General features: G+C 51.5%; 27 protein-coding genes. 22 read left to right on the top strand and 5 right to left on the bottom strand.

Translation table 11 applies throughout. The features are described 5' to 3' along the window. Position 1 precedes the first annotated feature (1 nt). On the top strand, positions 2 to 466 hold the full coding sequence (locus IQ22_RS12840) for a low molecular weight protein-tyrosine-phosphatase (RefSeq protein ID WP_145142409.1): 465 nt from the start codon (positions 2 to 4) through the stop codon (positions 464 to 466). Next, positions 463 to 1,488: a UDP-N-acetylmuramate dehydrogenase gene (gene murB, locus IQ22_RS12845; RefSeq protein ID WP_145142411.1), complete on the top strand. Its 1,026-nt coding sequence runs from the start codon at positions 463 to 465 to the stop codon at positions 1,486 to 1,488. Before IQ22_RS12840 ends, murB begins: the two co-directional genes overlap by 4 nt. Positions 1,489 to 1,549: 61 nt before the next feature. Here murB and rne read toward each other — a convergent pair whose 3' ends face one another. After that, a complete protein-coding gene (rne, locus tag IQ22_RS12850; protein WP_145142413.1) occupies positions 1,550 to 4,675 on the bottom strand; it encodes a ribonuclease E in 3,126 nt (1,041 codons plus the stop codon). Positions 4,676 to 4,696: 21 nt separating this feature from the next. Next, on the bottom strand, positions 4,697 to 4,891 hold the full coding sequence (locus IQ22_RS12855; RefSeq protein ID WP_145142415.1) for a hypothetical protein: 195 nt from the start codon (positions 4,889 to 4,891) through the stop codon (positions 4,697 to 4,699). A 347-nt stretch (positions 4,892 to 5,238) separates the two neighbouring features. Between IQ22_RS12855 and rluC the strand changes: the two genes are divergently transcribed. Genes rluC through sppA form a run of 3 tightly spaced genes read left to right on the top strand, consistent with a single transcriptional unit; the run spans position 5,239 to position 7,840 of the window. Next, positions 5,239 to 6,192 carry a 23S rRNA pseudouridine(955/2504/2580) synthase RluC gene (gene rluC, locus IQ22_RS12860; RefSeq protein WP_145142870.1) on the top strand — a complete coding sequence of 318 codons (954 nt, stop codon included), beginning with the start codon at positions 5,239 to 5,241 and terminating at the stop codon, positions 6,190 to 6,192. Then, positions 6,185 to 6,844, top strand: coding sequence for an HAD-IA family hydrolase (locus IQ22_RS12865; protein WP_145142417.1), 660 nt, complete (start codon positions 6,185 to 6,187; stop codon positions 6,842 to 6,844). Before rluC ends, IQ22_RS12865 begins: the two co-directional genes overlap by 8 nt. Before the next feature lie 18 nt (positions 6,845 to 6,862). Further along, positions 6,863 to 7,840 carry a signal peptide peptidase SppA gene (gene sppA, locus IQ22_RS12870; protein WP_145142418.1) on the top strand — a complete coding sequence of 326 codons (978 nt, stop codon included), beginning with the start codon at positions 6,863 to 6,865 and terminating at the stop codon, positions 7,838 to 7,840. Positions 7,841 to 7,858: 18 nt separating this feature from the next. On the opposite strand, the gene IQ22_RS12875 is transcribed toward sppA, so the two are convergent. Beyond that, entirely contained in the window at positions 7,859 to 8,437 is a 579-nt protein-coding gene (locus IQ22_RS12875) for a Maf family protein (protein WP_145142420.1), read from the bottom strand. Between the two features lie 118 nt (positions 8,438 to 8,555). Between IQ22_RS12875 and IQ22_RS12880 the strand changes: the two genes are divergently transcribed. The 13 genes from IQ22_RS12880 to IQ22_RS12940 all read left to right on the top strand — a co-directional run bounded on the left by IQ22_RS12880 (position 8,556) and on the right by IQ22_RS12940 (position 18,563). Then, the gene (locus IQ22_RS12880; RefSeq protein WP_145142422.1) at positions 8,556 to 9,092 is read left to right on the top strand and encodes a YceD family protein; all 537 of its coding nucleotides are present in this window, start codon (positions 8,556 to 8,558) and stop codon (positions 9,090 to 9,092) included. Between the two features lie 13 nt (positions 9,093 to 9,105). After that, entirely contained in the window at positions 9,106 to 9,288 is a 183-nt protein-coding gene (rpmF, locus tag IQ22_RS12885; protein ID WP_010797729.1) for a 50S ribosomal protein L32, read from the top strand. Between the two features lie 3 nt (positions 9,289 to 9,291). Next, the gene (gene plsX, locus IQ22_RS12890; protein ID WP_145142424.1) at positions 9,292 to 10,305 is read left to right on the top strand and encodes a phosphate acyltransferase PlsX; all 1,014 of its coding nucleotides are present in this window, start codon (positions 9,292 to 9,294) and stop codon (positions 10,303 to 10,305) included. Positions 10,306 to 10,395: 90 nt separating this feature from the next. After that, entirely contained in the window at positions 10,396 to 11,334 is a 939-nt protein-coding gene (fabD, locus tag IQ22_RS12895) for an ACP S-malonyltransferase (protein WP_145142426.1), read from the top strand. 14 nt (positions 11,335 to 11,348) lie between these two features. After that, the gene (gene fabG, locus IQ22_RS12900) at positions 11,349 to 12,092 is read left to right on the top strand and encodes a 3-oxoacyl-ACP reductase FabG (protein ID WP_145142428.1); all 744 of its coding nucleotides are present in this window, start codon (positions 11,349 to 11,351) and stop codon (positions 12,090 to 12,092) included. 163 nt (positions 12,093 to 12,255) lie between these two features. Next, positions 12,256 to 12,492, top strand: a complete 237-nt coding sequence (acpP, locus tag IQ22_RS12905) for an acyl carrier protein (RefSeq protein WP_007160597.1) — start codon at positions 12,256 to 12,258, stop codon at positions 12,490 to 12,492. A 121-nt stretch (positions 12,493 to 12,613) separates the two neighbouring features. Further along, positions 12,614 to 13,858, top strand: a complete 1,245-nt coding sequence (gene fabF / locus IQ22_RS12910; protein ID WP_145142430.1) for a beta-ketoacyl-ACP synthase II — start codon at positions 12,614 to 12,616, stop codon at positions 13,856 to 13,858. Further along, a complete protein-coding gene (gene pabC / locus IQ22_RS12915; protein WP_145142432.1) occupies positions 13,858 to 14,673 on the top strand; it encodes an aminodeoxychorismate lyase in 816 nt (271 codons plus the stop codon). The genes fabF and pabC overlap by 1 nt, the downstream gene beginning before the upstream one ends. Further along, positions 14,673 to 15,722 (top strand): endolytic transglycosylase MltG, encoded by a 1,050-nt coding sequence (gene mltG / locus IQ22_RS12920; RefSeq protein WP_145142434.1) that lies wholly within the window; start codon positions 14,673 to 14,675, stop codon positions 15,720 to 15,722. Before pabC ends, mltG begins: the two co-directional genes overlap by 1 nt. Beyond that, positions 15,719 to 16,351: a dTMP kinase gene (gene tmk, locus IQ22_RS12925; RefSeq protein WP_145142436.1), complete on the top strand. Its 633-nt coding sequence runs from the start codon at positions 15,719 to 15,721 to the stop codon at positions 16,349 to 16,351. Before mltG ends, tmk begins: the two co-directional genes overlap by 4 nt. Next, a complete protein-coding gene (locus IQ22_RS12930) occupies positions 16,344 to 17,330 on the top strand; it encodes a DNA polymerase III subunit delta' (protein WP_145142438.1) in 987 nt (328 codons plus the stop codon). The genes tmk and IQ22_RS12930 overlap by 8 nt, the downstream gene beginning before the upstream one ends. A 30-nt stretch (positions 17,331 to 17,360) precedes the next feature. Then, positions 17,361 to 17,717 (top strand): PilZ domain-containing protein, encoded by a 357-nt coding sequence (locus IQ22_RS12935; RefSeq protein ID WP_145142440.1) that lies wholly within the window; start codon positions 17,361 to 17,363, stop codon positions 17,715 to 17,717. Between the two features lie 60 nt (positions 17,718 to 17,777). Then, positions 17,778 to 18,563 carry a TatD family hydrolase gene (locus IQ22_RS12940; RefSeq protein WP_145142442.1) on the top strand — a complete coding sequence of 262 codons (786 nt, stop codon included), beginning with the start codon at positions 17,778 to 17,780 and terminating at the stop codon, positions 18,561 to 18,563. 212 nt (positions 18,564 to 18,775) lie between these two features. Here the strand turns inward: IQ22_RS12940 and IQ22_RS12945 are convergent, their stop codons facing one another. Next, entirely contained in the window at positions 18,776 to 19,909 is a 1,134-nt protein-coding gene (locus IQ22_RS12945) for an aminotransferase class V-fold PLP-dependent enzyme (protein WP_145142444.1), read from the bottom strand. Between the two features lie 157 nt (positions 19,910 to 20,066). Between IQ22_RS12945 and IQ22_RS12950 the strand changes: the two genes are divergently transcribed. The 4 genes from IQ22_RS12950 to IQ22_RS12965 all read left to right on the top strand — a co-directional run bounded on the left by IQ22_RS12950 (position 20,067) and on the right by IQ22_RS12965 (position 22,992). Continuing rightward, positions 20,067 to 20,708: a TetR/AcrR family transcriptional regulator gene (locus IQ22_RS12950; RefSeq protein WP_145142872.1), complete on the top strand. Its 642-nt coding sequence runs from the start codon at positions 20,067 to 20,069 to the stop codon at positions 20,706 to 20,708. Positions 20,709 to 20,765: 57 nt separating this feature from the next. Then, a complete protein-coding gene (locus IQ22_RS12955) occupies positions 20,766 to 21,734 on the top strand; it encodes a GTP 3',8-cyclase MoaA (RefSeq protein WP_145142446.1) in 969 nt (322 codons plus the stop codon). A 66-nt stretch (positions 21,735 to 21,800) separates the two neighbouring features. Further along, positions 21,801 to 22,403: a DUF4823 domain-containing protein gene (locus IQ22_RS12960; protein ID WP_145142449.1), complete on the top strand. Its 603-nt coding sequence runs from the start codon at positions 21,801 to 21,803 to the stop codon at positions 22,401 to 22,403. A 19-nt stretch (positions 22,404 to 22,422) separates the two neighbouring features. Then, the gene (locus IQ22_RS12965; protein WP_145142451.1) at positions 22,423 to 22,992 is read left to right on the top strand and encodes a DUF1285 domain-containing protein; all 570 of its coding nucleotides are present in this window, start codon (positions 22,423 to 22,425) and stop codon (positions 22,990 to 22,992) included. 28 nt (positions 22,993 to 23,020) lie between these two features. Here the strand turns inward: IQ22_RS12965 and IQ22_RS12970 are convergent, their stop codons facing one another. Then, a complete protein-coding gene (locus tag IQ22_RS12970; protein ID WP_145142453.1) occupies positions 23,021 to 24,673 on the bottom strand; it encodes an electron transfer flavoprotein-ubiquinone oxidoreductase in 1,653 nt (550 codons plus the stop codon). Between the last annotated feature and the right edge of the window lie 179 nt (positions 24,674 to 24,852).

The following is a 24,852-nucleotide window of genomic DNA, read 5'->3' on the forward strand; positions in this document are numbered from 1 at the left end:
CATGCGCATTTTGTTCGTTTGTATGGGAAACATTTGCCGTTCACCCACGGCTGAAGCAGTGTTGACTCAACAGCTTTTGTCAAAAAAACTATCGCATCGAGTAAGCGTGGACTCTGCTGGCACGGGTGACTGGCATGTTGGAAAGGCACCTGACCAACGTGCTATCGAGGCTGGGGCTGCACGAGGATATGATCTTTCATCACTGCGTGCTCGACAGGTGGCGGTGGATGACTTCCATCGTTTCGATCTGATCCTGGCTATGGATCAGGATAATCTTTCTCGTCTTGAGGCATTGCGCCCGCAGGCAAGTACTGCTCAGCTGGACTTGTTCTTGCGTCGTTACGGTTTACCTGTAGCGGAAGTTCCGGATCCTTATTTTGGCGAGATGGATGGGTTTGCCCAGGTCATCGAATTGATCGAGACAGGGTGTCAGGCCTTGATAGCGAGCATAGAGGAGGCCGCTTGAGTCTTGTCGTGCAGGAGCAGGTTTCGCTAAAACCTTTAAATACATTTGGGTTCGATGTCACGGCCCGCTTTTATGCAAAGGCCAGCCAGGATAAGGATGTATGCGAGGCATTGGCATTTGCCAAGCAGCATGACGTCCCTTTGTATGTGCTTGGCGGCGGCAGTAATTTGGTACTGACAGAAGATATCGATGCGCTGGTGCTACATATGGCCAGTCGCGGTATTCGCTTGTTGAGCGAGTCGGAGGACGGGGCGGTTATCATCGAGGCCGAAGCTGGAGAATCATGGCAGACACTGGTAGACGCTACGTTGGCGCTAGGTTTGTCTGGTCTCGAAAACTTGAGTCTTATTCCCGGTACGGTTGGCGCCTCACCGATTCAGAATATTGGTGCCTATGGCGTCGAGCTTAAAGACGTATTTGCGGGTTTGACTGCTTTGGCGCGGGAGAGTGAGTCGCTACAAGAGTTTTCGCTGGAAGAGTGTGCGTTTGCTTACCGTGAAAGCCGCTTCAAGGCTGAGCCTGGGAAGTGGATTGTTTTGCGGGTCCGCTTTCGGCTAAGTCGTAATCCTAATCTGCGTTTGGATTACGGTCCCATCAGACAAAAACTCGATGAAATGGGCATTATTGTGCCTACGCCTGAAGCAGTCAGTCAGGCTGTCAGCGCCATTCGCCGCGAAAAGCTTCCTGATCCAGCCATGCTTGGCAATGCTGGCAGCTTTTTCAAAAATCCTGTTGTAGACAAGGAGACAGCTCGACACCTCAAGCTCCGTTATCCTGATGTAGTCCTTTATCCGCAGCCCGATGGCAGAAGCAAGCTGGCTGCGGGATGGCTTATTGATAAAGCGGGCTGGCGTGGGTATCGGGACGGAGCGATAGGCGTACATGATCGGCAAGCATTAGTCTTGGTAAACCGTGGAGGGGGTACTGGTCATGAGGTCATGCAACTGGCCGAGCGGATTAAGATTGATATAGCGCAGCGGTTTTCAGTGACGCTTGAAATGGAGCCAGGGACGCTGACTTAAAGCTTTAGAAACGTTGAAAGAAAAAGGGATGCCAGGGCATCCCTTTTTTATCAGCAAAAGCTTAGCCCTGAGGCTTGGGTTCTTCTTTATCTTGCTCTTTAGTACCTTCAGGTGCCTCGGCTACGGTAGCGGTTGTATTGCCTGACGCGTTGGCTGGAATTTCAGACTCCTCAACCATAGTTTCTGGTAGCTGAACCAGGCTTTGGGTGCTTGGTGTCACAATCTCGGCTGATGATTGCGACGGCTCCGTTTTGATGGTTTCGGGCTGAACTGTTGCTGGCTGAGAAGTAGCCTCAGATGCGCCTTTTTCATAGTCAGCAGCTGTTTCAATAGCGGAGGCGTTTACTTTAGGAGCAGAAATCTCGACTACAGGTTCAGAGTCGGCCGCCAATACTGGCGTTGCAGGCATAGCATCTGCAGTTGAACGAGAGCTCGCATTCTCAATGGATGAGCCGATGTCCTGGCTGCGAGTCTGGGCTGTCAAGAGTTCAGCCTCTCTGGCAAGACGCTCCGCTTCACGCTGTAGGCGACGGCGCTCACGAGGGTCATTGGCGGCACGACCTGTACTGGCAGGCATCGATACGGGGTGGTTGCTGGCCGTAGTTGAACTCTGAGAGCTTTCAGGCAACTTTGTCTCGCTTGAGACGGACGGCTTCACCTCGGCGCTAACTGGCTCCGAAGCGTTACCTGGGGCAGGCATCGGGGCGTCAGACGTCGAAACCGACGTTTCGGGTGTAACAGCTTTCTGGCTTTCAGGCGTGGCCGTAGTAGCGGTCTCGGTCTCGGTCTCGGGTGCTGATGCTTGCTCCGTTGCTGTTGGTGTCAGGCTCTTCGCGGGCGTTTCATAAGATATCGATGTTTCGTCCTTGTTGGGCGTGATATCTACAGGTGCCTGTGCTCTGTCGGTGTGCTTGTGAATGGTGGCTAGTGCGGCTTCCGCATTGACACTCTCGACTACGACGGCTGCGCTGGCAGGAATCTGCTCGCGCGGGTCTGCCTGTTCTCCAGTCTCGCTAGAAGTAACTTCCTCGGCCTCATTGTCGCTGTTTTCGCTGTTTTCGCTGTTAACGTCACGTTGACGCTCTCTGCGATTACTACGACGGCGCTGACCGCGAGAGCGACGGCGAGGGCGCTCATCGTTTTCATGCTCGTCACCCTGTTCAAGCAGTTCTTCTTCAGTATTCGACTCTGCATTCAGTAGGGCGTCGTTGCGTGCCTCGGCTTCTTCACGGGCCTGTTGGCGCTCAGCGCGTGGTGGGCGGTCGGCACGCGGTTGGCGTTCCTCTCGTGGAGTGCGCTCTTCCTTGACGGGGCGTTCTTCGCGTACAGCGCGCTCCTCGCGAGGCTGGCGCTCCTCACGTGGTTTACGCTCTTCGTCACGGCGGTTGTCACGTCGGCGGTTCTGCTGACGCCCATTGCGGCGTTCTTCCGCACGGCGAGCTTCACTGGCAGGTTTAGCCTTTTCCGGTGCAGGGGCGGGCTCTTCCGTCTTGCCAGCAAATAAGCTTACCAACGACTTTACGAGCCCTTTGAACAGGCTGGGCTCCGGCTGGTGAGCTTGTTTAGCAGGCTCTTCGATTTGTGGTGCTGGCGTACGCTCCGGAGCAACCCTAACGGCGGCCTCTTGACGAACCAGGCTACGAGTCGCGCTAACGGGCTGAGCTTCCTCAACTTCTAAATGAGCCATTTCATAACTGGATTGGCCATTCATCAACTCAGGATTGTCGTCACGCAGACGCTGAACTTCAAAGTGTGGTGTTTCGAGGTGATCATCTGGAAGAATGATGATACGAACCCGAGTACGTAGTTCGATCTTGGTAATGCTGTTGCGCTTTTCATTTAGTAGGAATGACGCTACCTGTATAGGTACATGCGCACGTACTTCTGCGGTACGGTCCTTCAGGGCTTCCTCTTCAATCAGGCGCAAAATAGCCAGCGACAGCGATTCAACATCCCGAATAATGCCTTGTCCATTACAGCGTGGGCAGACAATACCGCTGGTCTCTCGAAGAGAAGGACGCAAACGTTGACGGGACATTTCCAAAAGACCGAAACGTGAAATGCGTCCGATTTGAACGCGAGCGCGGTCGGCCTCAAGAGCTTCACGCATACGATCTTCTACGGCGCGTTGATTCTTGACGGGCGTCATGTCGATGAAGTCGATGACAATCAGGCCGCCAATATCCCGTAGACGCAACTGGCGCGCGATCTCCTCAGCGGCTTCCAGGTTGGTCTGCAAAGCGGTTTCTTCGATATCTCCGCCCTTGGTTGCACGAGCTGAGTTAATATCAATAGACACCAAGGCTTCGGTTGGGTCGATTACGATAGAGCCGCCTGAAGGCAATTTTACTTCGCGCTGGAAAGCTGTCTCGATCTGGCTTTCGATCTGGAAGCGATTGAACAGGGGGACGCTATCCTGATAGAGCTTGATCTTGCTCTGGTATTGAGGCATGACCTGACGGATAAAGCTTAGGGCTTCTTCCTGGGCCTCGATGCTATCAATAAGGACCTCGCCAATGTCTTGGCGTAGATAGTCGCGGATGGCACGGATAATGACATTGCTTTCTTGGTAAATCAGGAAGGGAGCGCTGCGCTCAACCGAAGCATCTTTGATGGCTGTCCACAGTTGCAGGAGATAATCTAGGTCCCACTGCAGCTCTTCAGTGCTACGACCGAGACCGGCAGTGCGCACGATCAGTCCCATATCCCCTGGAACGTCCAGGCCATTGAGTGCTTCGCGTAACTCGTTGCGCTCTTCACCTTCAATACGGCGAGAAATACCACCCGCACGAGGGTTGTTGGGCATCAGGACCAGGTAACGGCCTGCCAGGCTGATAAAGGTGGTCAGTGCCGCGCCTTTGTTGCCGCGCTCCTCTTTTTCAACCTGGATGATGACTTCCTGGCCTTCGGAGAGCACGTCCTTAATATTAATACGACCTTCTGGAGCTTTCTTGAAGTACTCCCGGGAGATCTCCTTGAGGGGAAGAAAGCCGTGACGTTCGGAGCCAAAATCTACGAAGGCTGCTTCCAGGCTGGGCTCTATACGGGTAATGCGACCTTTATAAATATTGGCTTTTTTTTGCTCGCGACTGCCAGATTCAATGTCTAGATCAAACAGCTTCTGGCCATCGACTAGGGCAACACGCAGTTCTTCAGGCTGCGTGGCGTTAATGAGCATTCTTTTCATGTAATACCGTCGGTTTCCGGGCTACCGGAAACGGCGTTCGGCACACACGACTCTCCGAGGGTCGGTGCTTGGGATCGTATCGGAAACAGAGCGGTCCGCCTCCGTGTCCAGCAGCACTCGGTCGTGCCGAGCCGCGACTACGTCTCCTGCTGGCTGTCGTAACAGCAGCAACGTCAAACAGTCAGGAGGAGGAATCAGACCGATGGAGGCGGACATTTGGCGTCTATGCCAGCTTTTGGCTACGCACTCCATGGTTTGTGCATCTCCACCCTGCACACATCCTTCAGGAATCAGGTGCCGCTCGCAGAATCCGGAGCGGTTGTTTTTTGCGCTCACACAATTCAACAGTGGGCACGGTGTTTTGGTTCAAGGCATTTTTTGAGTGGTTTACCTACTGCTATGGATGAGGTGAGCCACTCCAAGGACGGCCTGACGCCCACAGAACATGTTTATGACAGGGAAGTGCATTCGCACACTTTATGTCATGCCAGGGTTAATGGCTTCCGGACTATAACAGCAACCATTAAGTGCTTCAATTAAGTGGAAATTGCTATTATATGTTCATGACCAATCTTCCTTCGCAAAATACCGGCGTGCAGCTTTTCGAAGTGCCGTCGGAGCTGGCTGGCCAGCGTATCGACAATTACCTGCGCACTCAGCTCAAAGGTGCGCCGAAAACACTTATCTATCGTATTTTGCGTAAAGGCGAAGTGCGCGTGAACAAGGGGCGAATCAAGCCTGACTATCGTTTGCAGGCTGGCGATATTATCCGGGTTCCGCCCATGCGCCTGGCAGAGCGTGACGAACCAGTGCCTGTATCACAGGGCTGGCTTGAGCGCATGGAGGCAGCTATTGTCTATGAGGACAAGGCCCTTATCGTGATCAACAAGCCTGCCGGTATTGCTGTGCATGGTGGCAGTGGTATCAGCCAAGGCGTTATTGAAATTTTTCGACAGTTGCGTCCGGAGGCACGTGATATTGAGTTAGTCCACCGCCTGGACCGGGATACCTCGGGGCTGCTTATGATCGCAAAGAAGCGAAGCATGCTGAGGCACCTACATGAGGCGCTGCGAGGTGATGGTGTCGATAAGCGTTACCATGCTTTGGTCCGAGGGCATTGGCCAGCTGCGAAAAAGCAGATTCGTGCACCTCTTATGAAAAACAACCTGCGCTCTGGTGAGCGTATGGTCGAGGTAAATGTTGAGGGTAAGGATGCCTTGACTGAGTTCAGGGTGCTTCGACGCTATGGCGATTTTGCGACATTAGTAGAGGCAAAGCCGGTTACTGGGCGCACTCATCAAATTCGGGTACATGCCAAGCATGCGGGGCATGCCATAGCCGGCGATCCTAAATATGGTGATGAATCTTTTTCGCATGAGATCCGCGAGTTAGGTGGCAGGCGGTTGTTTTTACACTCCGCTAGCCTGCGTATACCACTGCCCGAGGGCGGGGAATTGCAATTAACGGCTCCTGTCGATGACATGTGGAGTACCACAGTGGGCCGATTGGATGGCTAGCTATGATCTGCTGATATTTGATTGGGACGGTACGTTATGTGACTCCATTGAGCGTATCATCCATGTAATGCAGGCGGCGGCGAAAGAGCTGGGCCTGCCTGCACGAAGCGCCAGCTCCATAAAAGCTATTATTGGTCTGGGTTTGCCCGAGGCCATTTCCACGCTTTATCCTGAGTTAGAAGGCGAGGCGGTAGAAAGTTTTCGTCAATGTTATAGCCAATATTTCATCCTGCACGATCAAGAGCCCTCTCCCTTGTTTGATGGTGTAACTGAGGCGCTGCAGGCTTTCCGGTCACAAGGGTATTGGCTGGCTGTCGCAACCGGGAAAAGTCGTCAAGGCTTGAATCGTGCGCTGGCATCTAAGGGGTTGTCACATTTTTTTGATGTCACCCGTTGCGCGGATGAAACTGCAAGCAAACCTGACCCGCTTATGCTTAACGAAATTCTGGCGCATTGTTCGACGCATTCTTCCAGGGCGCTCATGATCGGCGATGCGGCATTTGATCTAGAAATGGCTCGTAGGGCGCAAATGGATTCTGTTGCGGTCAGTTATGGGGCGCAACCGTCTCATGTGTTGCGTGATTATAAGCCGCGTATGGTCATCGATCATTTCAATGAGTTGCGCACTTGGCTGGTACGCAGCGAACGATAAAACAGTTAGGACTCTTCAATGGCAGACGATTGGAAAGCGCAGGATCGACCGGCTGATGAGAAAAGCTGGAAGCTTATCGAAAAGACCATGTTAGCTAGCGTGCATGAGCAGCGCAGAGCTAGGCGGTGGGGGATTTTTTTCAAGTTTCTGACGTTTACTTATCTTTTCATCATGCTGGCCTTATTCGTTCCTCTGTCGGATCTTACCTCCGAAGCTTCACATGAGGGTGGGTATACAGCGCTCATTGAAGTGAAGGGCACGATTGCAGACGATCAGCAGGCTAGCGCGGACAATATTGTTGGCGCCTTACGCAAGGCTTTCGATGACTCCAGTGTCCGAGCGGTCGTTTTGCGTATCAACAGCCCTGGCGGTAGTCCGGTTCAGTCAGGTTATGTTTATGATGAGATTAAACGGCTTCGTGCGTTGCATCCAGATATCAAATTGTACGCTGTGATTTCAGATCTGGGGGCTTCCGGAGCCTATTATATTGCTAGTGCAGCTGATGCTATCTATGCGGATAAAGCCAGTTTGGTTGGCTCCATTGGTGTTACGGCAGCCTCGTTCGGGTTTGTTGAGGCCATGAATAAGCTAGGGGTAGAGCGGCGCGTTTATACCTCTGGAGAGCATAAGGCCTTTTTGGATCCTTTCCAGCCGGCTAAAGAAGAGGAAACTCGCTTTTGGCAGCAGGTCTTGAACACTACGCATCAGCAGTTCATTGATAGTGTCAAAAGGGGGCGGGGTGATCGTTTGAAGGTGGAAGGGCATCCTGAGCTCTTTTCCGGCTTGGTCTGGTCTGGCGAGCAAGCTTTAGAGTTGGGCTTGATTGATGGTCTGGGCAGTGCCAGTTATGTGGCGCGTGAGATCGTTGGAGAGGAAAAGCTAGTTGACTATACGGTTCAGGACTCACCCTTCGATCGTTTTGCCAAGCGGATTGGTACTAGTGTTGCCGAGCATCTTGCTTTGATGATGGGTTGGCAAGGGCCCGTACTGCGTTAAGTGGGCCCAATCCAGATATTAAGGTAGCAAGACAGCTTCCTTAAGAAGCATATCAGTCAGGCGTATCAGGGGGAGACCGATCAGGCTGGTCATGTCTTCCCCCTCGGTAGAGCGAAACAGAGTGATGCCTAGGCCTTCAACTTTAAAGCTGCCGGCGCAATCGAAAGGCTGCTCGGTTCGTAAGTAGCGTTCAATGGTGGCTTCGTCTAGATTTCGAAAGTGCACGGTAAAAGGAATGCAATCCGATTGACAGTGCCCGGTACGGGTATTGAGTAAGGAAAGGCCTGTCATAAACGTTACGCTTTTGCCTTGGGCGTTCATGAGTTGATCGCGTGCGCGCTCAAAGACAAGCGGTTTGCCAAGAATTTTGTTTTCAAGTGTGGCAGCCTGGTCAGAGCCTATAATCAAATGATCAGGATATTTGGCTGCAAGGGTACGCGCCTTGGCTTCGGACAGGCGTCGTACTAAGGACTCCGCTGTCTCGTTAGGTAGTGGTGTTTCATCAATGTCAGGCGACTCGTGTTCGAAAGGCAGATTTAGACGCGACAGGAGGTCGCGTCGATAGTGCGAGCCGGAAGCTAATACTAGCGGGAGCATAATAGATGAGTCTCTTTGAGGGCTGGGTTGGGATAAACGACCAAAAGTCGGCTTGGGATAGTACCCTTTGCCTAATTTCCTTTGACAGGCTTGAGGTCGTCTCTATAATGGCGCGCTTATGTTGAATGGGCCAATTCCACCTCACGTAGATCCACGTAAACTGGCTGATCGCGGTGTTACTCTTCGGGGTGAATTACCGGTTTCCAGTTTGCCGCGTCTTTGCGAGCAGCTAACAAGTTCGGAAGGTACGGTAAAAGCCGCTTTCGAATTTTTTCGCAATGAGCAAAGGCTTGTCGTCATTCGTGGCGAATTGGATACAGAAGTGCAAATGGTATGTCAGCGATGCTTGGAGCCGGCTGGATTTCCTATTCATGGCGAGTATGAATATGCCGTGTTATGGGAAGGGCAATCGGCGGATGCATTGCCAAAAGGCTATGACGCACTGGAAGTCGGTGAAGAGCCTTTGGATCTGATAGGGTTGTTGGAAGATGAGTTAATACTCGCCTTGCCAATCATTCCAACTCATGAGCCGGGCATTTGCCATCATCCAGCAGGATTCGAAGCGCCTGAAGCGCCCGAAGAAAGCGCGGACGAGGAAAAGCGAGCCAACCCGTTCAGCGTACTGGCGCAGTTGAAGCGTGACCCAAACGTTTAGGAGTTAATGAGTTATGGCTGTTCAGCAGAACAAAAAATCCCGTTCCGCCCGTGATATGCGTCGTTCGCATGATGCGCTCGAGCCGAATGCCTTGTCCGTAGAGAAGAGCACTGGTGAAGTTCACCTGCGTCACCACGTTTCTCCCGACGGTTTTTATCGTGGTCGTAAAGTGATTGATAAGGGCTCCGACGAGTAATCCTTGTCGTTACCTGTCATCGCTGTCGATGCAATGGGCGGGGACTTCGGTCCCCGCTGCATTGTGCCTGCTTGTATTTCATTTCTTAAGAGTCACCCTGCTGTCAAGCTAGTCCTGGTAGGCGAAGTGGGCTTAATTCGCCCTTGTCTGGACTCATACCGTTTCGACAGTTCTCGTCTGCATGTTCAAACGGCCAGTCAGGTTGTTGGAATGGCAGAGAAGCCTTCACGTGCATTGCGTGGCAAATCTGATTCATCTATGAAAGTGGCGCTCGACTTGGTGGCTGGCGGTCAGGCAGATGCTTGTGTTAGTGCGGGCAATACAGGGGCGCTGATGGCTTTTGCTCGTCAGACGTTACGCATGTTGCCAGGTATTGAACGGCCCGCTATGTATACACTCTTGCCTGTTTCCAATGGGCAATGTGTTCTATTGGATTTAGGCGCAAATCTTGATTGTACGGCTCAGCATCTATACCAATTTGCCCATTTGGGTGCGGCAGTTGCAGCTGCTCATGGAGTAGTTGCTCCCAGGGTATGCTTGTTGAATGTTGGTACTGAGGACGTTAAGGGAGTGCTGGCTGTACAGCAGGCGGCTGAGTTACTTAAGGCGAGTACAATTAATTACGCCGGTTTCGTAGAGGGTGACGGAGTATTTCGTGGAGAGGCTGATGTTGTCGTATGTGACGGTTTCGTTGGTAATGTATTGCTAAAGTCAAGCGAAGGGTTAATTACGATGCTGCTTCGAGAGCTCGAAGCAGGACGCTTAGGCAGTAATTTCTTTCGTATGCTGGCGCAGCCTTTGCTGTCGCAGCTCAAAGACGAAGTACGTCCTGACAAGCGTAATGGGGCTGGCTTCCTAGGGTTGCACGGGGTGGTTGTCAAAAGTCATGGAAATGCTGATGGGGCAGGTTTCCAGTCTGCCTTGGCTCGTGCTGTAACCGCTGTGGAGAATGATCTAATGGGCAGGATGGCTCAACAGCTTATATCTTTGCAGGGTGGGTCAGCTCACCAAGTGTGACCGGTGTGCGGCACTTGGCATCCAAACAGGATTACGCCCAGGCATCTTGCTAAGATATGGGTTTTCGACGAAATCAAAAAGAGATCGAATATGTCAGCTTCCTTCGCTTTCGTATTTCCTGGTCAGGGTTCACAGTCGCTGGGCATGTTGACTGCCATGGAAACTCGGCATCCTTTGGTGCGCGCTACCTTTGCCGAAGCTTCCGAGGCGCTCGGATATGATATGTGGATGCTTGTGCAGCAGGGACCGGAAGACCGTCTGAACCAGACTGATAAGACTCAGCCAGCTATTCTTTGTGCTTCCATCGCTCTATGGCGATTGTGGCAGGCTGAGGGCGGCCATCGTCCGGCCTATGTTGCTGGACATAGCTTGGGCGAGTATTCGGCCCTGGTTGCTGCCGGCTCGCTTGAGTTTGCCCAAGCTATAAAGCTTGTGGAGCGGCGTGGGCAGCTGATGCAGGACGCTGTGTCCGCTGGCGCAGGTGCTATGGCCGCGATTCTTGGTCTGGAAGATCAGGATGTTTTGACGGCCTGTAGCGAGGCAGCCCAAGGCGAGGTGGTAAGCGCTGTTAATTTTAATGCGCCCGGCCAGGTCGTGATTGCTGGTAATGCGGCTGCGGTAGATCGAGCTATTACGCTTTGTAAGGCGCGTGGTGCTAAGCGTGCAGTCGCGCTTCCAGTAAGCGTTCCTTCGCACTGTGAGCTCATGCGACCTGCTGCCGAGCGGTTTGCTGAGTCCATAGAGAGCCTGAACTGGCAGGTGCCAGCGATTCCGGTTATTCAGAATGTAAATGCCTCTATAAGTTCTACAGTGGATGAGCTTAAGCAGAGCGTGCTTGCTCAGCTATATAGTCCAGTGCGTTGGGTGGAAACGATTCAACTGCTTGCGGACAAAGGCATGTCACAGCTGGTAGAGTGCGGCCCCGGAAAAGTCTTGGCTGGATTGAACAAGCGTTGCGTCAAAGGCATTGAGACCCATGGGTTGGATACACCCGATGCTTTTGCTGCTGCGCAGGCTGTGCTGGCCTGATATAAGGAGAAAACATGAGCCTTCAAGGTAAAGTTGCGCTGGTTACCGGTGCCACACGAGGTATTGGTCAGGCTATCGCTCTTGAGTTGGGGCGTTTAGGGGCTACGGTTATCGGTACGGCTACCAGTGAGAATGGTGCTGCCCGCATCGCCGAAACGCTCAAGAGCAGCGGGATCGAAGGAACCGGTTTGATTATGAATGTCGCAGATGAGGCTTCGGTTGCCGCTGCGCTTGATCAAATCCAAAAGCAATTTGGTGCTCCTGCGATCTTAGTGAACAATGCCGGCATCACGCGTGATAATCTGATGCTGCGCATGAAGGACGATGAATGGTTCGATGTAATCGATACCAATCTCAACAGCTTGTTCCGTTTGTCGAAAGCTGTGTTGCGTGGGATGACCAAGGCACGTTGGGGGCGCATTATCAGCATAGGCTCCGTTGTAGGTGCCATGGGTAATGCAGGCCAGACGAATTATGCCGCTGCGAAAGCCGGTCTTGAAGGTTTTACACGGGCTTTGGCCCGGGAAGTGGGGTCCAGGGCTATTACTGTCAATGCCGTGGCGCCAGGATTTATCGATACAGATATGACGCGTGAGCTTCCAGAAGCTCAGCGCGAGGCGCTGTTGACTCAAATTCCATTGGGGCGATTAGGGCAAGCTGAAGAGATTGCCAAGATTGTTGCTTTCTTGGCTACTGATGGTGCTGCTTATGTCACTGGTGCAACTGTACCGGTGAATGGCGGCATGTACATGAGTTAAGTGATTTTCCAGCATTAGATCGAAAGTTTTGTATTTTTCAAGACTGGCAAAATCTTGGATCAAGGGTCAGGATGTCGCGTCAGCTTGAAATAGTGAAAACCCTTTCTATACACTTACGTGCAGTCCGGCTGCGCGGATTTTTCCATAGGAGTGAAAACACGGTATGAGCACCATCGAAGAACGCGTTAAGAAGATCGTCGCTGAACAGCTCGGCGTAAAAGAAGAGGAAGTAACCAACAGCGCTTCCTTCGTCGAGGATCTAGGCGCCGACTCCCTTGACACCGTTGAGCTGGTGATGGCTCTGGAAGAGGAATTCGAGACCGAAATCCCGGACGAACAAGCCGAAAAGATCACCACTGTTCAAGAAGCTATCGACTATATTGTTGCTCATCAGCAATAAGTCGTACCTTCGCTAGAACACGAAAGCCGCACGTCCTGTAAAGGCGTGCGGCTTTTCTATATAACGGTTACAAGTGCATTAACTTGAGATGACCGGATAAACGAGCTATGAGGAAATCGTTGTGTCGCGTAGACGCGTCGTGATCACGGGCATGGGCATGGTATCGCCAGTAGGCGTGGACGTGCAGAGCAGCTGGGACAGTATCCTAGCAGGCCGGAGCGGTATTGCCCCGATTGAGCACATGGACGTTTCCGCCTTTGCCACCCGTTTTGGAGGTTCGGTCAAAGGATTTGATGTAGAGAAATATCTTTCAGCGAAAGAAGCGCGGAAACTTGATCTCTTCATTCAATATGGGCTGGCAGCTAGCTTCCAGGCGATGCGTGATTCGGGGTTAGAGGTAACGGATGCGAACCGCGAGCGCATTGGAGTTGCGATCGGTTCAGGTATTGGTGGTCTCACCAATATAGAAAATAATTGTAAGGCCTTGATGGATCAGGGGCCTCGCCGTATTTCTCCCTTTTTTGTGCCAGGATCCATCATCAATATGGTATCGGGCTTTTTGTCTATCCATTTGGGTTTACAAGGACCGAATTACTCCATTGCGACAGCTTGTACGACGGCTACGCATTGCGTAGGAATGGCTGCCCGTAATATTGCCTATGGTGACGCGGATGTCATGGTGGCTGGAGGTGCTGAAATGGCCACGTCCGGGTTAGGCCTTGGCGGGTTTGGCGCAGCACGTGCACTATCTACTCGCAATGAGGAGCCGACCAAGGCCAGTCGACCATGGGACCGTCATCGCGATGGTTTCGTATTGTCCGATGGTGCCGGAGCTTTGATTCTTGAAGAATTAGAGCATGCTAAAGCGCGAGGGGCACGAATCTACGCTGAACTGATTGGGTTCGGTATGAGTGCTGACGCTTTTCACATGACTGCCCCCCCGGAAGACGGATCAGGTGCTGCTCGATGTATGGAAAGTGCTTTGAAGGATGCGCGCATTAGTCCAGATGAGGTGCATTATATTAATGCTCACGGTACCTCAACTCCAGCTGGTGACATGGCTGAGGCATCAGCTATTAAAAGAGTCTTTGGAGAGCAAGCGTATCGTCTGTCGGTTAGTTCTACGAAATCGATGACAGGGCATTTATTAGGTGCGGCAGGGGCTGTTGAAGCTATTTTCAGTGTACTGGCCTTACGTGATCAGGTGGCACCACCTACTATTAACTTGGATGAGCCAGGTGAGGGGTGCGACTTGGACTTCGTGCCGCATCAGCCCAAGTCGCGAAAGATAGAAATTAGTCTGTCTAACTCTTTTGGGTTTGGCGGTACGAACGGTAGTCTCGTTTTCCGCCGTTTCGTTGACTAATGTTGGAATGGTGTAATGGCCAGCCTGTAAACGGTATAGCGTTGCGCGACCGGGGCCTGGCCTACGGTCATGGCTTGTTCGAAACCATTCGAGTGCGTTCGGCCAAGCCGCGACTGTTGGATGATCATCTGGCTCGTCTTAAAGAGGGATGTCAGCGTCTCGGAATTACGGTAGAGCATTCAATACTGGATGCTGAGATAGCTGCTTTCTGTCAGCTAATTGGTGATGGGGTTGCCAAACTGATCGTAACAGCAGGAGAGGGCGCTCGAGGATATGCTATGCCTTCACCTGCCAATTCTCAGCGAATACTGCTGGGATCTCCTGCTCCTTATTATGCGCCTGAAAACAGCCGGGACGGGATACGTGTGTTTCCGTGTTCTACCCGTCTGGCCATACAACCACGCCTGGCCGGAATCAAACACCTGAATCGCCTGGAGCAAGTCCTGGCAAGATCGGAGTGGCAAGACCCTATGTTTGCTGAAGGGTTGATGTGTGACCAAGAAGGGCGCGTCATTGAAGGGGTATTCAGTAACGTCTTCATCGTGCGCAATGGCGTACTTATCACGCCAGCTTTGTTGCGTTGCGGTGTTGCTGGCGTGATGAGAGGCTTGATCATGCGTACGGCGACTCGCTTATCAATCAAGGTCGAGGTGCGCGATCTTTCATGGAGCGAGTTTTCAAAGGCAGATGAAGTATTCATGTGTAACAGCCAGTACGGTATCTGGCCTGTACGGGCGTGCACTGAACATGAGTGGCCAATTGGCGTGTTGACTCAAAAGCTTCAAGGCGAGATTGAAACAATACTGGATTCCTAATGCGTAAATTGTTGCTGATGTTTGAGAGCGGCCTGCTTCTGCTTGGGTTAGCCATAGGTGGGATGGGATGGCTACAGCACCAAGCGCTTCAGCAGGTGCTAGTAGTTAACGAGGAGCGTCTGATCGATATTCCTGGAGGAGCTACTCCAAGTGGAACGTTAAGACAGTTAGAGGCTGAGGGGCTTTTAAGCAATGCTTTCTGGCTGCGCCTGTACTGGCGGTTCAATGTCTCTGGGCAGGCTCTTCATAGCGGCGAATATCGCGTTATGCCTGGGCAGACTGCACAAGAGTTAATTGCGCTTTGGCAGCGGGGTGAGGTTGTTCAGTACAACATTACTTTTGTAGAGGGTTGGACATTCCGTCAGCTACGCGACGCGCTGGCTCGTCAGGAAAAGATAGAGCAAACATTGACGGGTCTCTCCGATAGCGAAGTCATGGCGCGCCTGGGTAAGCCGGGCCTACATCCAGAGGGCCGCTTCTTCCCGGATACCTACCGTTATGTCAAAGGTACACGTGACAGCGACATCCTCAAGCAGGCCAGTCAACGGCTCGAACAAGTCTTGGCAGAAGAATGGGCCGCTAAAGCAGCGGATGTGCCTTATAAGGATCCTTATCAGGCGCTTATCATGGCCTCGTTGGTAGAAAAGGAGACAGGTGTTCCTCAAGAGCGTGGGCAAATCGCAGGTGTTTTTGTACGCCGACTAGCGCTCAATATGCTATTGCAGACCGACCCAACGGTGATTTACGGCATGGGGGAAAGCTACAAGGGAAAGTTGACTCGCTCGAATCTACGTGAAGCAACGCCTTACAATACTTACGTCAACCCTGGTTTGCCTCCTACACCTATTGCCATGGTGGGACGTGAAGCAATTCATGCCGCATTACATCCCGAACCTGGCAAAAGCCTTTACTTTGTCGCGCGTGGGGATGGTACTCATATATTTTCCGACAGCATCGAGGCACACAACCGTGCAGTACGGGAGTATCAGCTTAATCGCCGGTCCGATTATCGTTCGAGTCCAGCACCTATTATCAAGGAGGCACCGTGAGCGGCTTGTTCATTACGTTGGAAGGCCCTGAAGGTGCCGGCAAAAGCACTAATCTTCAGTACTTAGCTGGCAAGTTACGTCAGGCTGGACGCGAGGTGGTTTTGACGCGCGAGCCTGGGGGGACTCCTTTGGCCGAGCGTATCCGTGAGCTTTTGCTGGCTCCTAATAATGAAAAAATGGATTCGGATACTGAGTTACTGTTGATGTTCGCTGCGCGGGCTCAACATTTGAGTACCGTTATTCGTCCTGCGCTAGCGCGAGGTGCTGTTCTGTTGTGTGACCGGTTTACTGATGCCACTTATGCTTATCAGGGTGGCGGCCGTGGCTTGCCTGAAGCGCGAATCGCTATGCTGGAAGAGTTTGTTCAGGCAGGTTTACAACCTGACCTTACTTTAGTATTCGATTTGCCTGTGGAAATCGGTTTACAGCGTGCGGTACAGCGTGGTCGTCTGGATCGTTTCGAGCAGGAGCATCAGGACTTTTTCGAAGCTGTACGTCAGACATACCTCAAGCGTGCTAAAGCCGCTCCTGATCGTTATAAAGTTTTAGACGCGGCCCAGCCGTTGGCAGAAGTCCAGCGGCAGCTCGATGAAATTTTTCCGGTACTGCTGGAACGTAGCCGTGGCTGAATGTTATCCATGGCAAAGTGCTACGTGGTCTCGGCTGGCAGATCGGAAGCAGCATTCCCATGCATATTTGCTGCATGGTCCGGCTGGTATTGGGAAGCGTGCCCTGGCAGACCGCCTTGTGGCTCTCCTGCTTTGTCAGAATGTTCGTCATCGTGAGGCGTGTGGGCAGTGTAAGGCCTGTTTGCTACTAAAGGCTGGTACGCATCCTGACTTCTTTCTAGTCGAGCCTGAGGAGTTGGAGAAGCCGATTCGGGTAGATCAAATACGTGATCTGGTTGGCTTTGTTACTCAGACACCTCAGCTAGGGGGGCGCAAGCTTGTGCTTATGGAGCCCGCCGAAGCTATGAATCTCAACGCATCCAATGCTTTACTAAAAAGTCTCGAAGAGCCTTCAGGCGATACCGTTTTGCTCTTGTTGAGCCACCAACCTAGCCGTTTGCTGCCTACGATAAAAAGTCGTTGTGTTCAGCAGGCATGCCCCATGCCTACTGAATCGGTCAGTCTTGCCTGGCTGGCTGAGATGTTGCCTGAACTGTCAGAGTCAACACGCAAAGATTTGCTGGTGTTATCTGGCGGCTCTCCGCTAAAAGCGGTCCGCCTGCAAAATGCTGGCGTGCTGGCCTGTCGTGAGCAGGTAGTGGACGGTCTGAAGAAATTATTGAAGCGTCAGCTCTCTCCCAGTGCCCTAGCTGAAAGTTGGAACAGCATGCCGCTTGGTCTACTACTCGATTGGTTCTGTGAATGGGCATTATTGATCTTGCGCTACCAGATGACTCGCGATATCACGTATTCAGGTCTCGCTGATATGGCCAAAGTAATCCAGTATCTTGGTGATAAGGCTGCGACTGATCAGGTTTTGGCGTGGCAGGCGTGGGTTTTGGAGCAGCGTCAGCATGTCATGAACAAGGCCAATCTTAATCGCGTATTACTGTTGGAGTCCTTGCTCGTACGGTGGGCAAGCCTACCGTCACAAAGCTAGAATACGTTTAATGATTATTGAGTGCCGCTCATGAGTTTGCCGCCGAATCTTGGACCGCGTAACGGAATCCTGTCGCTAACAATCAAAGACAAGTCCGTGCTTTATGCTGCTTATATGCCTTTCATTCGCAATGGTGGCCTTTTTATTCCAACCAGTAAGACCTATAGGTTAGGTGACGAAGTTTTCATGCTCCTTAACCTGATGGATGAGCCGGAAAAAATTCCGGTGGCCGGTAAGGTTGTATGGATCACTCCAAAAGGGGCTCAGGGCAATCGAGCCGCTGGTGTAGGGGTGCAATTCAATGACGGTGATAACACGGCACGCAACAAGATCGAGACCTACCTGGCAGGCGCCCTCAAGTCCGATCGACCTACCCATACGATGTAATACTTTGCTATCAACGCGCTTCGAAAGGCGCGTTGTGCTTTTTTGTCTTCAGGAAATACCATGAAAATTGTCGACTCGCACTGTCACTTGGATCGTCTCGACCTAACCGCTTATGATGGGTCGCTTGATGCAGCTTTGAGCGCGGCTCGGGCGCAAGGCGTGGGGCAGTTCTTGTGCATTGGTGTGAGTGTCAATAATGCGGCTGATGTGAAGGCCGTAGCTGAGCGTTATACCGATGTGCATTGCTCGATTGGCGTTCACCCCTTGGATGTATCGCCTGACTCTGAACCTGCACTCGATTGGCTGCTACGTGAGTTGGAGCATCCTAAAGTAGTCGCGATTGGCGAGACGGGGTTGGATTATCATTACGAGCCGGAAGGAGCAGCTTTGCAAAAGTCTTCTTTCCGATTGCATCTCGAGGCCGCACGGTTAACAGGCAAGCCTGTGATCGTTCATACTCGGGAGGCTAAAGCCGATACGTTGGATTTATTGCGTGAGGCTGATCTTGCCAGTGCTGGTGTGCTGCACTGCTTCACTGAAGATTGGGATATGGCTAGATCAGCTCTCGATTTAGGTTTTTATATTTCCCTCTCAGGAATCGTCACGTTCAGAAATGCCGAAACCTTGCGGGATGTTGCCCGTAAAGTACCCGCTGACCGTTTGCTGATCGAAACGGACTCCCCCTATCTAGCGCCTGTACCTTATCGTGGAAAACCTAACCTGCCGCAGTATGTCCGAGAGGTGGCTGAATTTGTGGCAACGTTGCGCGGGGTACCGGTCGAAACACTAGCCGAGCAGACTACAGAAAATTTCTACCGACTGTTTCCTTTGGCCTTGAATACCTAATGCTGTGAAATAAAAAAAAACCCGGCTTCGTAAACGAACCGGGCCAAGACCATTAGGAGTTTAAACGGAATGCGCTAACGCGCTTTCCACCAGCGGTGCCTCGGGGGAGTGGCATCGTGGTACCTAGAAGTATTGTTCAGTTCTAAGGAACATCCAGTCTGGTTTGATCATTTTTTAAACAGATTTGGAATAGGATTTTGAGTGTTGAGCACTTATCGTGACGCTAACCTTTCGAGTGTAATCAAGGTACGATCAAGTGCTTGCTGGGATGTATAAAAATGAGGCGAAAGGCGAATACCTGCTCCGCGCATTGAACATACGATACCTTCTTTCCTCAGAGCTTCCAGTAGGTGGGTAGCGTTCCAGCCAGCCAGAGTAATAGTTACGATACCGGCTCTGCGAGAGGGAGCAATCGGGCTATGCAATTGAATGCCTGGTAAGCGATTTAAACCCTTCACTAGATAATCCATACGTATTTCAAGCTCGGCATGAACGGTTTTCAGGCTGATCTTCTCCAATAGCGCCAAGCTGGCTTCAAGTGCTGTAGCGCCCAGTATGTTAGGCGTTCCACATTCGAAGCGGCGTGCTGAGTGCGCAGGGCGCCAACTGCTAGTTGATGGATCGTTGCCGTCATCCTCCAACATGTACCAGCCGTATTCATGCAAGGCTAACTGCTCTTGCATATCACTCCTGCAGTAAAAGGCGCCCAGCCCCTCCGGACCAAGTAGCCATTTGTGCCCACCTGCCATGGCAAAGGCGCATTCGCTCTCAGAGACGTCAAATGGGGTAGCTCCGATATGCTGAATGGCATCTACACATAGCAGTATTCCCCGCTGCCGACATGTCCGGCCTAAAGAGGCCATGTCTAGACGCAGGCCTGTAACAGGGTGTACGGAGCTGACGGCTAACAAACGTGTTTGTGTGGTACAGGCAGCTAAGAGGTCTGCTTCGGGGGTAAAGCTTGAAAGCGGTACTTTTATAATACTTACGCCATATGGCGTCAGCGCTTCCCATATAACCTGATTCGAGATGAATTCTTGTGCAGGTATTACAACATTGTCTCCGGGACGCCAGTCGAGGCCGAACGCCACGAAAGAGAGTGCTTCTGATGTGTTTTTGACCAGAGCCAAATCATCGACACTCGGGGCATTAAATATTCTTTTTACTCGCTGCTTTAATCTATTTTCCAGTACAAGCCATGCCGAATACTCACGTACCAGTTGAGTGCTCCTGTAGGCAAACGAAGCTACAGCTTGCGCAGTACAGTTGGGCCATGGACTGATGGCTGCATGGTTGAGATAGTACAGCGAGGCGTCATAAGAAAATTCGTCTGTCCAGACTTTCATGTCCTATCCCTGCACATTCGTTAGAGTTTAGGCATAATGCTTGTTTGATATAGCCTGCTTTGTCCCATTCATTGGCTTATACCTTCAGTTAACCAAGTTCCAGCTTGGCTTCCAATCGAACCTTCCGCATCTAAACTCTAAGAAGAAACGTATTTTTATGCAGAAAGAACCTCGAAAGGTCCGTGAATTTCGCCGTCGTGAGCAAGAAATTCTTGATATGGCACTCCAGTTATTTTTGGCGGAGGGAGAAGATAGCGTTACCGTCGAAATGATTGCTGATGCTGTAGGAATCGGTAAGGGAACGATCTATAAACATTTCCGTTCCAAAGCCGAGATATACCTAAGGCTGATGGTAGATTACGAGCGTGATTTGGCTGCATTGTTTCACTCTGATGATGTCGCTCGGGATCGTGAGGCTTTGTCTCGTGCCTATTTCGAGTTCAGGATGCGCGACCCTCAGCGTTATCGCCTGTTTGACCGACTTGAAGAGAAGATAGTCAAGACGAATCAAGTTCCTGAGTTGGTCGAACAATTGCATAAGATTAGAGCGTCAAATTTTGAGCGTCTAACTCAGCTGATTGAGGGACGGATAGCTGAGGGTAAACTAGAGGATGTTCCGCCTTATTTTCATTATTGCGCTGCCTGGGCGTTGGTTCACGGTGCGGTAGCACTGTATCACTCACCATTCTGGCGTGACGTAATCAAGGATCAGGAAGGTTTTTTTCAGTTCCTGATGGATATTGGGGTGCGTATGGGAAACCGCCGTAAGCGTGAGCAGGAACCTTCTGCTATACGTTGAAGTTGTTGGCGTCCACCCTCACTTTTAATTTTTCTGTCTAGCAGTTGGAGTCCAAGCATGATTGTTGACCGCCAGGGTAGGGCCTTTCGCAACCTGCGGATCAGCCTCACCGCTGCATGCAACTATGCTTGCACCTATTGTGTCCCTAATGGAAAGCGCCTGGTCGCTGCTCAGGATGAGTTATCGGCTGATGCTATGGCGCGAGGGGTTGAATATCTTATTGATGCTGCCGGTATCGAACGGTTGCGTATTACTGGTGGTGAACCTCTAGTCACACCTAAGTTTGAACCCTTCCTGCAGGCGGTTTCTGCGCTCAAGCTTAAAGACATCAGCCTGACCACAAATGGTCAGTTATTGGCACGTAAGTTACCGCTCATCGTTGATAATGGAATTCGTCGTTTGAATGTATCACTCGATACGTTAGATGCGGCGGCTTTTCCCGTTTTAGCACGTGGCGGAGATTTGCAGACAGTTCTGGCTGGATTAGAGGAAGCACGACAGGCCGGCTTGAAGATAAAGATTAATATGGTGCCACTGCGTGGACAGAACCTAGACCAGGTTGTCCCGCTGTTAGATTATTGTCTTGAGCGTGGTTTTGAGTTGCGCTTCATTGAATTAATGAGGATGGGACATCTGGCGCGAGATCCTAATGGTTTTCAGCAGCAGTTTGTCTCGTTGGCTGAGCTGCTGGCCTTAATCGGCAAGGTTCACCCCTTCGTTCAGGCGAATGCTCCTGTTGATGCGACAGCATTGCGTTATCGCGTGGAGAGTGGTGGTTATTTTGGGATTATTGCCAATGAAAGCGTTCCTTTTTGTCGAACCTGTTCGCGCTTGCGTTTGTCCTCTACTGGGTGGCTGCATGGTTGCCTGTCTTCCAGCAATCGACACTTCATTGGTGACCTGCTCGATAAGCCGCGGCACCTAGCTCTGCCAGCATTGCAGCGATTGTTGGTTAAAGCCTTGGCAGATAAGCAGGACATTGCCTTTTCTGGCAACGTTACTGTAATGAAAATCATCGGCGGTTAGGTTGGCCTGGAAACTGCTAATACGCGCTTCAGTGCCGGTTTTTCGTCACCGGTTCAGGAGATAGAAATGCGTAGCTTCCTCGCCTTGTGCGCGATCATGATGTTGTCCGGGTGCATGAATGTCAGTGACATGGCGGCTGGTACGGCCTATCACATGCGTGACGCAGGTTTTCTCGACTACAGCCGTACGCAGCGGTTAAATAACTTTCGGCTGCAGCCTGATTCCTATGTATATATTGCCCAGGGAGCTTTCGTGCCGTCTGGGCATGCGTATACAAGACCTAATGTCGTGGCCGAACAGGCATTCAATGGTTTTGTAGAATATTTTCCACGTGTACGTCGAGCTAAAGCACCAATTGGGTTGGATGAAGCTATTCTTGAGGCGCGTAACCTAGGTGCTCATTATCTGCTTTACACCCGTTTTGCTGCTGCTGATGACAATATCGGAACCTTCGAAGAGTGGGAGGATCAAGAAGCGTTAGATCGAGTAGGGCGTGACCGCAGTGTGATTCAGGTGATGCTGATTGAAACGAGTACTTACTATCTAGTAGATACCGCTCGTATACGTAGCCGAGGCGGGTTTTTGACATTCTATGACCAGCGTCCTGAAGATCTGCTCGCTCAGCCCTTGCGAGATTATGCGCAGCACTTGTTGGGGTTAAGCCGTTAAAACCACGAAAGGAGTCCTTATGAGTGAGCTGGACAAAGCTGGAGCATTGTTAGCGCAATTGCCTGCTGATGAAAAAAAGCAGGGGCTTCCTCCGGTTCATTCATGGAGTCCGCCTTTTTGTGGTCATATCGATATGCGTATTGCTCGCGACGGTACGTGGTATTACCAAGGAACGCCTATTGCACGGCCTGCCATGGTTCGGCTGTTTTCCACAATCCTGCGCAAGGATGAAGACAGCTACGTGCTGGTTACACCGGTTGAAAAGGTCGGCATTCGTGTGGACGATGCTCCTTTTGTGGCAACTGAGTGTGATGTCTTGGGCGAAGGCAAACATCAGGTGTTGCGTTTTACAACTCAGGTTGGTGATATGGTAGAAGCAAGCGCTGAACATCCGTTTCGTGTAGTGCTTGATCCTGTAAGTCAGGAGCCTTCGCCCTACATATTAGTACGCGATAATTTAGAGGCACTAATCCATCGAAACGTCTTTTATCGATTGGTCGAAGTAGCGGTGACGGAAAGGCGAAGTGACGAGGTTTGGCTAGGTCTTTGGAGTCACGGTACATTTTTTCCAATTGATAAGCAGGACTGAAAAGGGCTCCGAAAGAAGCCCTTTTGTTTTACATGTTAGGGTAGTTTGGTCCACCTGTACCTTCTGGTGGAACCCAGGTAATGTTTTGCGACGGATCCTTAATGTCGCATGTCTTGCAATGTACACAATTCTGCGCATTGATTTGGAAGCGCTTCTCGCCGTCCTCTTGCGTAACCACCTCGTATACCCCGGCTGGGCAGTAACGTTGCGCCGGCTCGTCATAAAGGGGTAGGTTACGGCTGATAGGAATCGAAGGGTCCTTGAGTTTCAAGTGAACGGGCTGGTCTTCCTCGTGGTTTGTGTTGGAGAGGAATACTGAAGATAGTTTGTCAAAGCTGATCTTTCCGTCGGGCTTGGGATAATCAATTTTCTTCGACTCAGAAGCCTTTTTCAGGCATTCATGATCAGGCTTGGTATCGTGCAGAGTAATGGGTAGCTTACCGCTAAACAGGTTCTGCTCGATAAAATTGAATGCGTTGCCCTTGATCGCTCCATATTTATGGATGGCCGCTCCGAAATTCCGGCTCTTGTAGAGCTCCTCATAAACCCAGCTGTTCTTGAAGGCTTCTGTATAGCCAGTAAGTTCGTCGGCTTCACGTCCGGTAGATAAGGCCTCAGCAATCGCCTCAGCAGCCATCATGCCGGTTTTCATGGCGGTATGGCTGCCTTTGATTTTCGAAAAATTCAAGGTGCCGCCATCGCAGCCAATTAGTGCGCCGCCAGGGAAAGTCAGCTTGGGTAAAGAATTCAGGCCACCTTTGGTAATGGCGCGTGCACCATAAGAAACGCGTTTGCCGCCTTCCAAATACTGCTTGATGACAGGATGGTGCTTATAACGCTGAAATTCATCGAAAGGCGACAGGTAAGGGTTGCTATAGGCCAGGTCAACAATGAGGCCTACTACGACTTGGTTGTTTTCCAGGTGATATAGGAACGAGCCGCCTGGATTGTCATCATCCAAAGGCCAGCCGGCGGTATGCACTACAAGACCTTGCTCATGCCGAGCCGGATCGACGTCCCAGATTTCCTTGATACCGATGGCGTAGTGCTGAACGTCCGAGTTGGCGCCTAAATTGAAACGCTGGCTCAACTGTTTACCGATATGGCCACGGCTACCCTCTGCAAACAGGGTGTATTTGGCGCGAAGTTCCATACCTGGCGTGTAATAGCCTCCCTTGGGATTACCTTCTCGATCAACCCCAAGGTCGCCCGTTACAATGCCTCGAACAACACCAGTTTCATCTATCAAGGCTTCTTGAGCGGCGAAGCCCGGGTAGACTTCTACGCCTAGCCCTTCAGCTTGTTGTGCCAGCCAGCGGCACAGGTTACCTAGGGAAATGATATAGTTGCCCTGGTTGTGCATGGTTTTAGGGACGATAAAGCCAGGTAATTTTCTGGCCCGCTCGGCATCCTTGAGTACATAAACGTCGTCACGAATGACCGGAGTGTTCAGGGGCGCGCCCAAGGCCTGCCAGTCGGGGAAAAGCTCATTCAGCGCACGCGGCTCGAATACGGCACCGGAAAGAATATGCGCGCCTACTTCCGAACCTTTTTCAACAACACAGACACTGATTTCTTGACCTGACTCAGCCGCCTTCTGCTTTAGCCGGCAGGCAGCAGAAAGGCCTGCCGGGCCAGCGCCGACAATAACGACGTCGAATTCCATAAATTCGCGTTCCACGGACAGTCTCCTCAAGGCTTTTGATGCTAGTTATGTTTTGGCGGCTGGTATAAATAAGAAGACATTATATCTGGCTATATAAACAGGTCCAATACAAACGTTTGTTTGAATTTACTAGTGGGTGCTACATTCTTTTCTGGCTGGCTTGTAAATGGCTTCGGCGTTGACCCCCCGGGCTG

This window comes from Pseudomonas duriflava (genome assembly GCF_007830155.1).
Taxonomy (GTDB): domain Bacteria; phylum Pseudomonadota; class Gammaproteobacteria; order Pseudomonadales; family Pseudomonadaceae; genus Chryseomonas; species Chryseomonas duriflava.

What these genes read in the sequence shown, in the direction of transcription:
- IQ22_RS12840 (WP_145142409.1), top strand. Translation starts at nt 2, where the DNA reads ATGCGCATTTTGTTCGTTTGTATGGGAAACATTTGCCGTTCACCCACG.
- rne (WP_145142413.1), bottom strand. Translation starts at nt 4,675, where the DNA reads ATGAAAAGAATGCTCATTAACGCCACGCAGCCTGAAGAACTGCGTGTT.
- IQ22_RS12855 (WP_145142415.1), bottom strand. Translation starts at nt 4,891, where the DNA reads ATGTCCGCCTCCATCGGTCTGATTCCTCCTCCTGACTGTTTGACGTTG.
- rluC (WP_145142870.1), top strand. Translation starts at nt 5,239, where the DNA reads ATGACCAATCTTCCTTCGCAAAATACCGGCGTGCAGCTTTTCGAAGTG.
- IQ22_RS12865 (WP_145142417.1), top strand. Translation starts at nt 6,185, where the DNA reads ATGGCTAGCTATGATCTGCTGATATTTGATTGGGACGGTACGTTATGT.
- sppA (WP_145142418.1), top strand. Translation starts at nt 6,863, where the DNA reads ATGGCAGACGATTGGAAAGCGCAGGATCGACCGGCTGATGAGAAAAGC.
- IQ22_RS12875 (WP_145142420.1), bottom strand. Translation starts at nt 8,437, where the DNA reads ATGCTCCCGCTAGTATTAGCTTCCGGCTCGCACTATCGACGCGACCTC.
- IQ22_RS12880 (WP_145142422.1), top strand. Translation starts at nt 8,556, where the DNA reads ATGTTGAATGGGCCAATTCCACCTCACGTAGATCCACGTAAACTGGCT.
- rpmF (WP_010797729.1), top strand. Translation starts at nt 9,106, where the DNA reads ATGGCTGTTCAGCAGAACAAAAAATCCCGTTCCGCCCGTGATATGCGT.
- fabD (WP_145142426.1), top strand. Translation starts at nt 10,396, where the DNA reads ATGTCAGCTTCCTTCGCTTTCGTATTTCCTGGTCAGGGTTCACAGTCG.
- fabG (WP_145142428.1), top strand. Translation starts at nt 11,349, where the DNA reads ATGAGCCTTCAAGGTAAAGTTGCGCTGGTTACCGGTGCCACACGAGGT.
- acpP (WP_007160597.1), top strand. Translation starts at nt 12,256, where the DNA reads ATGAGCACCATCGAAGAACGCGTTAAGAAGATCGTCGCTGAACAGCTC.
- pabC (WP_145142432.1), top strand. Translation starts at nt 13,858, where the DNA reads ATGTTGGAATGGTGTAATGGCCAGCCTGTAAACGGTATAGCGTTGCGC.
- mltG (WP_145142434.1), top strand. Translation starts at nt 14,673, where the DNA reads ATGCGTAAATTGTTGCTGATGTTTGAGAGCGGCCTGCTTCTGCTTGGG.
- IQ22_RS12935 (WP_145142440.1), top strand. Translation starts at nt 17,361, where the DNA reads ATGAGTTTGCCGCCGAATCTTGGACCGCGTAACGGAATCCTGTCGCTA.
- IQ22_RS12940 (WP_145142442.1), top strand. Translation starts at nt 17,778, where the DNA reads ATGAAAATTGTCGACTCGCACTGTCACTTGGATCGTCTCGACCTAACC.
- IQ22_RS12945 (WP_145142444.1), bottom strand. Translation starts at nt 19,909, where the DNA reads ATGAAAGTCTGGACAGACGAATTTTCTTATGACGCCTCGCTGTACTAT.
- IQ22_RS12950 (WP_145142872.1), top strand. Translation starts at nt 20,067, where the DNA reads ATGCAGAAAGAACCTCGAAAGGTCCGTGAATTTCGCCGTCGTGAGCAA.
- IQ22_RS12955 (WP_145142446.1), top strand. Translation starts at nt 20,766, where the DNA reads ATGATTGTTGACCGCCAGGGTAGGGCCTTTCGCAACCTGCGGATCAGC.
- IQ22_RS12960 (WP_145142449.1), top strand. Translation starts at nt 21,801, where the DNA reads ATGCGTAGCTTCCTCGCCTTGTGCGCGATCATGATGTTGTCCGGGTGC.
- IQ22_RS12965 (WP_145142451.1), top strand. Translation starts at nt 22,423, where the DNA reads ATGAGTGAGCTGGACAAAGCTGGAGCATTGTTAGCGCAATTGCCTGCT.